The sequence below is a fragment of the Acidisphaera sp. L21 genome, assembly GCF_009765685.1.
Lineage (GTDB): Bacteria > Pseudomonadota > Alphaproteobacteria > Acetobacterales > Acetobacteraceae > LMUY01.
The window spans coordinates 1-4,359 of sequence record NZ_LMUY01000155.1 but is presented as its reverse complement, the minus strand read 5'-3'; the positions used below and the strand labels follow the sequence as shown (position 1 = coordinate 4,359).

At 67.4% G+C, this 4,359-nt stretch carries 5 protein-coding genes; all 5 read right to left on the bottom strand.

Features of this window, described 5'->3' with window-relative positions:
- On the bottom strand, positions 1-425 hold a 425-nt coding region (locus GSQ76_RS32265; protein ID WP_254070723.1), incomplete at its 3' end, for a DEAD/DEAH box helicase.
- A gap of 153 nt (positions 426-578) precedes the next feature.
- Positions 579-1,118 carry an RES family NAD+ phosphorylase gene (locus GSQ76_RS29900; protein WP_158747732.1) on the bottom strand — a complete coding sequence of 180 codons (540 nt, stop codon included), beginning with the start codon at positions 1,116-1,118 and terminating at the stop codon, positions 579-581.
- Entirely contained in the window at positions 1,115-1,534 is a 420-nt protein-coding gene (locus GSQ76_RS32260) for an MbcA/ParS/Xre antitoxin family protein (RefSeq protein WP_158747731.1), read from the bottom strand. Before GSQ76_RS32260 ends, GSQ76_RS29900 begins: the two co-directional genes overlap by 4 nt.
- A gap of 95 nt (positions 1,535-1,629) precedes the next feature.
- Positions 1,630-2,583 (bottom strand): ornithine cyclodeaminase family protein, encoded by a 954-nt coding sequence (locus GSQ76_RS29890; RefSeq protein ID WP_158747730.1) that lies wholly within the window; start codon positions 2,581-2,583, stop codon positions 1,630-1,632.
- Complete coding sequence (locus GSQ76_RS29885; RefSeq protein ID WP_158747729.1) at positions 2,574-4,175, bottom strand: ABC transporter substrate-binding protein; 1,602 nt, start codon at positions 4,173-4,175, stop codon at positions 2,574-2,576. The genes GSQ76_RS29890 and GSQ76_RS29885 overlap by 10 nt, the downstream gene beginning before the upstream one ends.
- Between the last annotated feature and the right edge of the window lie 184 nt (positions 4,176-4,359).

Genomic DNA, 4,359 nt, shown 5'->3' with positions numbered 1-4,359 from the left:
TTGATCAGGTCCAACAAACGCCCCGGCGCGGCCACGATGACGTCGAGGCCGGCCTTCAGCGCATTGACCTGGTGGAACTGGCTGACGCCGCCGAAGATCGTCGTCACCCGCGGTTTCAGATGGCGTCCAAAGCTCTCGAACGCGTCGGCGATCTGCGACACCAACTCACGTGTCGGCGCCAGAACCAGCACGCGCGCACCGCCCTTGGGGGCCGGCCGCGGCGCTGCTGCCATCCGGTGCAGCAGCGGCAGCGCGAAGGCGGCGGTCTTGCCCGTCCCCGTCTGCGCCATGCCCAACAAATCGCGCCCCTCCAGCAGCATCGGGATCGATTGCGCCTGGATCGGGGTCGGGCTGGCATACCCTTCCTCGGCAAGTGCGCGCAGCAGGCTTGGTGCGAGGGAGAGATCGGCGAAAGTCATGGCCATGGTCAAGCGGCGCCTCCGGCGCTGGGTAGGGCTGCGCCTCATCGGGCATCGCTGGTTCGGAGCACGGGCTTTTATGAGCGATGCTGCACTGCGTCAATCTCGACGGCGGGGCCGGCGCGGCGTCTTCCGCCCACTCGCGCCTAGTCTTGACCGCTACGCCTTTGCCGGAGCGATCTTGGGCCAAGAAAGCTGGTTCTGCGGCAATCGGCCGCTCGGGTCGTAGACATCCACCTTGTGCGGCAGATCTGGCCCCCAACGCCAAAGTACGAGATTGACGTTCGCGTCGCTCGCTCCCGCGACGAAACTGCGAACCAGCATGCCGCTCCCGCCATCCGCCTTCAGGCGATCGACGACGCCCCAGGATGGCGCTTCACGTCCTGCAAGCTGAAATGTGAGCCAACTGCAAGCAAGGTCCGCTAAATCCACGCTCTCAGCGCTTCGCGCCGCATCGTCCCGCAGGTCGACGACATCCTCGCAATCGACTTCATACTCGCACATGGTCAGCGGCTGCAGTCTGTTGGTGAAGCCCTGTGTGCATTCGCCAAACGACGTCATCACGTCGAGCGACAGGTAGAGTGTCGCCTCACCCTTCCGATTGAAGCGCCCGCCGGTTGACGCGGCGCCTGCGCCGGACAGGGGGGTGAAAGACCACCCCGGATCGTGGCCGCGATAGCAACGTCCCGCAAATCTCAAGCAAAGCCGCCCAGTGCGACGTGATCCAGATACTCTCGGACCGCATGCGCACGGCCATCTTTGACCAGCGCCTCGGGCGTTCGGCCGTCGAGCGCCGGAATCGGCTGAGACCGATACCACGCCATGGCTTGGGCCTCCCCCCCGGCCCAATCGAGCACACGGCTGATGATCTCCAGCATCTCGGTAACGCGGGACTGGGCCTTGGGCGCGGTGCGCCGGTCCGCCTTGGTCACCGAGGCAAGGCCCAGCCCGGCAGTCTGCGCGAGCTGTCCCTTCGACATTCGAAACGCATCCGCGACCCGAGCCACATCGACAATGCCCGCCTGGGTCATGAAGCTCGCGACGAAGCTCGTCCCCCCGCCACGTCGGCGCGCACCCGCAGCAGCCTTGGCAGCATCCACGTCAGTTTGACTCATGCCCAGAATTCCGTCCCAACATAAGCCATAATATGGGACGAACACCCCGATCCGCAAGCATCCTGTTGGGCGGTATCAAGCCACGGGGTGACCCACTATCGCGCCAACTCCGTCCCAACCCCCTGCCGCAGCGCCTCGCGATACACCAACTCCGCCACCGCCAAATCCGCGATCGCGAACCCCCGGAAGCAGAACATCACCCGCCCCCCGTCTCGCACCCGGCCCTCGGCCGCCAGCCCCGCCAAATCGACCTGGTATGGCTGCCGTCCGACGCCCGGAAACCGATCCGACTGCGCCAGCGAGTCCGTCGCCAGCACATCGAACTCATCGATCCCGCTATCCAACCAGCTTCGCCCGATATCGACGGACGCAACGAACGCATCCGGCTTCAACCACCGCGGATCCAGAAACGGCGTGAACCCGACCGAGGCCGGCACCGTCGTCACCACGATATCGCTCTGCCGCAGCACCGCTTCCGCCGAACCGGTCGTCTCCCCTGCCAAACCCTGCGCCAACCCCACCAGCGCCTCCGCCGAAGCCGCACTGCGGCGGCACGCCACAACCCGGCGCAACCCCGGATACAGCGCCCGAAACGCCGCCAGATGCGCCCGCGCCTGCGCCCCACACCCGACGAAGCCCAACGTCTCCGGCGTCGCCGGCCCCAGGAACGAACTCGCCGCCGCCGACATCGCCGCCGTGCGCAGCAATGTCACCAGATCGCCATCCATCAGCGCCAGCAGCGCCCCGGTCGTGTAGTCGTTCAGGCAGATCACCGCCTGCACGCTGGGAACGTCCGGCCCCGCCTCCGCCCCTGGCGTGCCCAGCCACTTCACCCCCGCGATCGCCTGCTCCGGCGCCGCAGCCACCATCGCCTGAAACGCGTGACCCGGCGCGATCACCAGCGCCGCCTTTGGCAGCGCCGCACTGCGCCCCGTCGCGATGGCGCCAAACCCTGCAATCACCGCCGCCCGTGCCGCCGCCGGGTCAATCGCGACCCGCGCCACGTCCTGCCGCGATAGATACAGAAACCCCGCCGGGTTCAGCCCCATTTGACGTTCAGCGGCATCACCATGCCGCGCCGCACGCCCGTCAGCCCCTTGCGATACCCCGTCTCGGTAAAATACTGCCCCAGCGGCACGTAGGGCAGGTCCTGGAAGAACTGCTCCTGGATCGCCGCACCCAGTGTCTTCTCGGCCGCCGCGTCCGCCACGTCGAACCAAGACTCCCGCAGCGCCTCCAGCTTCGGTGCCTCCGGCCAGCCGAACCACGCATCCGCTCCGTTCGCGCGCAGCAGCAGATTGCCCGCCGGCGTATTGAACTCGTTGCTGGTGAACAGCGCGATCAGCACGTTCCAACCGCCCTTGTCCGGCGCCGCCTTATTGGCCCGGCGTTGCAGCAACGTGCCCCAATCCGAGTTTGCATCCGTCACGTCGAACCCGACCTTCTGCAGCAGGTCCACCCCCACCGCCATCAGCGCGTTCTGGTTGCCAACGTCCGTGGCGTGCAGCGCCACCACCTTCGCCCCCGTCTTCCCCGTCGCCTGCAACGCGGCACGCGCGGCCGCCACATCCCGCGGCGACGTCAGCGCGTCCAACCCGGCGCTCGACGCCAGGGGGCTGTCCACCGGGAAACACCCCACGCCCGCCCGCCACAATGTCGGATCGTCGCCATTCGCCGCGGACATGAAATCTGACTGCTGCACCGCCTTCAGCAGCGAGCGCCGCACCGCCGGGTCATCGAACGGCGGATACAGCGTGTTGAACCGCAGGCTGGCATAGATCCCCGCATCCAGCCGCTCCAGCACCACATCCTTTGCCTTCAATAAAACCGGGCGCAGATCGGGCGACGTCGTCTCCCACCAATCCACCTCCCCAGCCTGCAGCGCGCCGGACGCGGTGGACGCATCCGGGATGATCTTCCATTCCAGCCGCTCGAAATACGCCAGCTTCGGCCCCGCCGTCAGGCTCGGCGTCCCACCCGGCGTCGGCACGTATTTGTCGAACTTCTGATAGATCGCCTGCGATCCCGACACCCATTCCGCCTTCACGAACCGATACGGCCCGGACCCCAACACCTCCGAAAACGGCTTGGCCGGATCGACCGCGGCAAACCGCTCCGGATAGATGAAGCACGGGTACGACGTCGCCTTGCCCAGCGCGTCCAGCATCGGCCCGAACGGCCGGTTCAGCCGCATCTCGAACCGCCGGTCGTCCAGCACGCGGATCTCGTCCAGCCGCTTCGCCAGCGTCTGCCCATACGTATCCTTCGGCATCCACCGCTTGATCGACGCCACCGCGTCCACCGCCCGGATCTTCTCGCCGTCATGGAAAACCGGCCCGTCCCGCAGCGTGAAGGTCCAACGCTTGCCGCCATCCTCCACCACATGCCCCTCCGCCAATTGCGGCGAGGGCGCGAAATGCTCGTCCACCCCGTACAGCGTGTCCCAGCACAGATGGCCATGGTTGCGCGTCGGGTAGGCGGTGGTCGCCAGCGGGTCCAGGATGGTCAGGTCCGCCTGCGGCACGAACCGCAGCGTGTGCGCGTCGGCCGCGCGGGCGATCGCCGGCCGGGCCAGCGCCGCCGCAGTGGCTCCCGCGGCAAACTGGCGACGCGTAATGGGACGAAACGCGGGCATGGGCATCCTCCGGTCCGGCAGCGAGACGCCTAGCGTTAGCCGAGCCGGCAGGCCCTTGCCAGGGGGCGCCCCGCGGCGAATGCTGGCGCCGCCGAGCAAAGGAGCGCACGCCATGGACCCCGAGGATTGGGCCAGCTTACGAGCGCTAGGCCATCGCATGCTGGACGACATGATCGACTACACGGCCGGC